This is a genomic window from Desulfobaccales bacterium, from assembly GCA_041648175.1.
In the GTDB taxonomy this organism is placed as follows: Bacteria; Desulfobacterota; Desulfobaccia; order Desulfobaccales; family 0-14-0-80-60-11; genus 0-14-0-80-60-11.
Window position 1 is genome coordinate 1 of the sequence record JBAZPO010000053.1, and the last position, 4419, is coordinate 4419.

At 54.7% G+C, this 4419-nt stretch carries 8 protein-coding genes; all 8 read left to right on the top strand.

Annotation, left to right across the window (positions count from 1 at the left end; genetic code table 11):
• On the top strand, nt 1-346 hold a 346-nt coding region (locus WC600_18710; protein ID MFA4904761.1), incomplete at its 5' end, for an ATP-binding protein.
• A complete protein-coding gene (locus WC600_18715) occupies nt 343-723 on the top strand; it encodes a response regulator (GenBank protein MFA4904762.1) in 381 nt (126 codons plus the stop codon). The genes WC600_18710 and WC600_18715, both read left to right, overlap by 4 nt.
• A 369-nt stretch (nt 724-1092) precedes the next feature.
• A complete protein-coding gene (gene gvpA / locus WC600_18720; GenBank protein MFA4904763.1) occupies nt 1093-1311 on the top strand; it encodes a gas vesicle structural protein GvpA in 219 nt (72 codons plus the stop codon).
• A gap of 261 nt (nt 1312-1572) precedes the next feature.
• Complete coding sequence (locus WC600_18725) at nt 1573-1893, top strand: hypothetical protein (protein ID MFA4904764.1); 321 nt, start codon at nt 1573-1575, stop codon at nt 1891-1893.
• A 3-nt stretch (nt 1894-1896) separates the two neighbouring features.
• Nucleotides 1897-2115 (top strand): gas vesicle structural protein GvpA, encoded by a 219-nt coding sequence (gvpA, locus tag WC600_18730; GenBank protein MFA4904765.1) that lies wholly within the window; start codon nt 1897-1899, stop codon nt 2113-2115.
• A 111-nt stretch (nt 2116-2226) separates the two neighbouring features.
• Nucleotides 2227-2943, top strand: a complete 717-nt coding sequence (locus WC600_18735) for a hypothetical protein (protein MFA4904766.1) — start codon at nt 2227-2229, stop codon at nt 2941-2943.
• Nucleotides 2944-2988: 45 nt separating this feature from the next.
• Nucleotides 2989-3372, top strand: coding sequence for a hypothetical protein (locus WC600_18740; GenBank protein ID MFA4904767.1), 384 nt, complete (start codon nt 2989-2991; stop codon nt 3370-3372).
• Nucleotides 3365-4363 (top strand): gas vesicle protein GvpN, encoded by a 999-nt coding sequence (gvpN, locus tag WC600_18745; protein ID MFA4904768.1) that lies wholly within the window; start codon nt 3365-3367, stop codon nt 4361-4363. Before WC600_18740 ends, gvpN begins: the two co-directional genes overlap by 8 nt.
• The last annotated feature ends 56 nt before the right edge of the window (nt 4364-4419 follow it).

Here is a 4419-nt window from a genome sequence, read left to right on the forward strand (position 1 = left end):
AGGGGTGGCCACCTTGCTGCAGCAGGTCTTCATGAATCTTTTCTTGAATGCCATCAACGCCATGCCCACCGGTGGGCGCCTGGGAATTGATGTGAATATGGATCGTCCAGAGGTCCGGGTGCAGGTTACGGACACCGGTTGCGGCATCTCCCCCAGGGAAATCGGGAAGATCTTCGATCCTTTCTATACGACTTCCATCGTGGGACAAGGGACCGGCCTCGGCCTGTCTCTCTGTTATTCCATCGTGAAGCAGCACCGGGGGACCATTGGCGCGGAAAGTGTGGAAGGCCGGGGCAGTGTCTTTACCGTAAAATTGCCCGCCCGTTTTGGCGGAGGTGAATCATGAACGAAAAATACGCCCCGATTCTCGTTGTGGATGACGAGCCCGAGATGTGCTGGATTCTGGAGAATATCATCCGCAAAACGGGTTTTACCTGTATGACGGCCATGAGCGCCAGGAAAGCCATGGCCCTGACAAAAAGCAATAAATTCGGCATGGCCTTTTTAGACGCTAAACTTCCGGATATCGACGGTCTCGAGTTTGCCCGGAAGCTCCGTAAAACCAATGCCCATCTGCCGATCGTCATCGTTTCCGGCTACTTCTACCAGGATGATCCGACCATTAAAGGGGTCCTCCAGGAGGGGCTGATCGACGCCTTCGTCGGCAAGCCCTTCGATCATGATGAGATTGTGAGCGTCATTACCCGCTGTGCCTGCCGGTAGGGAAAGACTTCCCTTAATCACGGGAATAGGTTCCATAGCCGCCCCTCCATAACCAGCGGCGAAAAAGCGCAGACCTCCCACCTTTATATAATATTGACACATTCGCAAAAAGTCTGAAAAATCCCTTTTCTGTCATTCCCGCTTTCTCCATGTCATTCCCGCGGAGGCGGGAATCCAGTTTTTTCAAGTAGTTTCATACTCTCTGGATTCCCGCCTCCGCGGGAATGACGACTTTTTGCGAACCAAGCCTGTTACGGCAGATCCTGTTCTCGTACTGCTGGCATAGGTCTTGCTTTAATAGGAGACAGGCATGCCTGCTAAGGGTTTTCGGTAAGATGATAACAACAACACAAGAAGGAGAAAATAGCGATGGCAAAAGTACAGAAATCAACGGATTCTTCGAGTTTGGCGGAAGTTGTCGACCGGATCCTCGACAAGGGTATCGTGATTGATGCCTGGGTGAAAGTATCTCTGGTCGGCATTGAGCTGCTTTCCATCGAGGCGAGGGTGGTGATTGCATCGGTTGAGACGTATCTCAAGTACGCCGAGGCGATTGGTCTCACAGCCAGTGCGGCTGCTCCGGCATAAGACTGATTAGGAGCCGTTACGAAATAACCATTACATTCCCGACCATTTCGTTAGGAGCCGTTACAAAATACCAATTACATTTCTGACCATTTTGTTACGGCTCCTTATGCCTGTCACGGCTTACGGCTCCTTATGCCGATCACGGCATTTCAATGTTACAGTTATTTTATTACAACGGCTTAATGAATGCCCATGGGGCGGGAGCTTTTTGGGCGCCCGCTTTCATGGGTGTGCCGCAGAAGAAAGATAGGGAGGATCATTATGGGTAATTTGACAGATGACATGACGCGTTTACGCGGGGAGGTTGACGCCTTGCGGAGTGATCGGGGGGCGTTGATGCAGGAACTGGCGCGCGGGGCCAGGGATCTGGCATCTACGGTTTCAGCCATGCAGGCTGACTTTGCCGCCGCCCACACCACTATGGCCAGAAAAACCGGGGAAGCACGGGCCTCGTACGTAACAATGATCAAGAAGCAGGTCGGCAGGATGAGAAAAGAGAACGACTCAGATCTTGCAGGCGCCTCCCGTGCCTGGTTCGGTAAAGCAAAAAAAACGGTTACAATAAAAAAGAGAGGAAACTAAGCGATGGCTAAAGTACAGAAATCAACAGATTCATCGAGTTTGGCAGAGGTTGTCGATCGGATACTGGACAAAGGTATCGTGATTGATGCTTGGGTGAAAGTATCTCTGGTCGGCATTGAGCTGCTTTCCATCGAAGCGAGAGTTGTGATTGCTTCGGTTGAGACCTATCTCAAGTACGCCGAGGCGATTGGCCTGACGGCCAGTGCGGCTGCTCCGGCATAAGACTGAGCCCCACATGGCTTGTTGCCACAACGAAGCATGAAAATCCCCCCATCCCCCCTTTACCAAAGGGGGGTAAGGGGGGATTTTCATATAAAGTGAAGGAGGATCATCATGGGCAAACTGACCGATGACATGACGCGTTTGCGTGGAGAAATAGAGACCCTGCGGGGTGCGCGAGAGGCGCTGCTGCAAGAGCTGGCACAGGATGCCAGGGAGCTGACCACCGCGGTTTCGGCCATGCAGGCTTATTTCGCCGCCGCCCACACCGCGATGGCGAAAAAGAGCAGTGGGGAGCGGGAGGCCTTTGTGGCCGCCATGATCGATGAGGTCAACTCCCTGCTGTGTGAATTTTCCAGAGACCGGAATGATATGGCCCGGAAGGGAAGACATGACCGGGAAGCCTTTCTATCAGAAATGAGGAGACAGGTTACGGGCATGCGCAAAGAGACGGCGGACGACATGATGGGTGCCCGGCTTGCCTGGCGCGGCGAGCGTCCCGGAAAGTCCCGGCCCATTCCGATGAAGAAGGAACCGGTGGTCGTAAAACACGTATCGCCCCCGGTGGAAGCAGCACTGAAGAAGACGGTGGCGGCGCCGGAGATCAAGGCGGAAAAGCCACCGGTCACATTCAAGGAACCGCTGAAAAAGGAAGAGGAAAAGAAGACGGTCGTCGCGGCGCCCCAAGCCCCGGCGGCGGTCAAACCCCCCAAGCTCAAAACGCCAACGCCTATCGTTGACTCTATGCCGTTTCAGAAGAGCAAAAAGAAAAGTAGGCTGGATGAAAAACCTGTCAAAGCGATGACCAGGGCGAAACGGGGCAGGAAATAATACCCGCACTTCCCAAGTCGGAAAATGGTTCTTTAGGAGGCTTGCATGGTACGAGCACGTCTAAGCCGGGATTCGGTGGTATTTGAGGAGCTGACTTGCGCCTTTTGCGGTGGCCGGGGCAGAGACCCCTTCGATATCATGTCTTCCCTTTCCACCTGTTGTGTCTGCGGGGGAAGCGGTAAAGTACTGGTCCAGGCGCCGGCCACCGCCTGCGCCCATTGCCGGGGAACGGGGGCCGTTAAAACCCTTACCTGTACCACCTGCGGCGGCAGGGGTTTCATCCCCCACCCCGTGTCGCCAACTGTCTCATGTTCGCTATGTAAAGGTTCGGGCGATGACGCCTCAGCCCCGGCAATGGCTTGTCTGAAGTGCCGGGGAACAGGATGGATGATGGAACAGTTCAGGAAGGAGAAAGGAGTTTATGAATAAGAATGCCGTAAGAATAGTCAGCACATCAACCGTGCGCGAATCGGCCGGGGAAGACAGCGTTCAGCCCGAGCCCAGCGACAGCTTTATTTCTTCTCCCTATGTGGAGCAGGTCACGGAGCGGGCTCTGGCCTACCTGGTGGCCGGTTATCCCGTCCATTTTTCCGGCGTGGCAGGAACGGGAAAGACGACCATGGCCTTTCACGTGGCGTCCAAACTGGGACGGCCCGTCACCCTGGTCCACGGGGACGATGAATTCGGCAGTTCCGATCTGGTGGGCAAGGACTCCGGCTACCGGAAAAACAAAGTTGTCGACAATTATATCCACTCGGTCCTGAAGACGGAGGAAGAGATGAAAAGCCTCTGGGTGGACAACCGGTTGACCACGGCCTGTGAGCGCGGAGAGATCCTTATTTATGACGAATTCAACCGTTCCCGGCCGGAAGCGAACAACGCCCTCTTGAGCGTTCTCTCCGAGGGGATTCTGAACCTGCCGAAACTGCGCCGCTCCGGGGAAGGATACATGGCCGTGCATCCCGAGTTCCGGGCGATCTTTACCTCCAACCCCGAAGAATACGCGGGGGTCCACAAGACCCAGGACGCCCTGATAGACCGCCTGATTACCATCCACCTGGAACACTATGACCGGGATACGGAAATCATGATCGTCATGAAGAAATCGGGACTCCCCCGGATAGATTCCGAGCGGATCGTGGATATCGTGAGGGAATTGAGGAGTTTCGGGGTAAACAATAACCGGCCCACCATCCGGGCGGGGATCGCCATCGGCCGGATCCTTGCGTCTCAGAACCGGCGCGCCCGTGCAGATGATGTGTTTTTTCAGATGATCTGCCGGGATGTCCTGGCCACGGATACCGCCAAAATCACCCGGGGCGGCCAACCGGTCATGATGCAGAAGGTGGAAGAGGTGATCCGCAAGTTCTGCGGGTCCGTAAAATCGGCCAAGGAGAAAGTTAAGGAGGATCGCCAATGATGAAGAGGATTATGAGAGGTGTGCAGGTCATGATGCAGAAGGTGGAAGAGGTGATC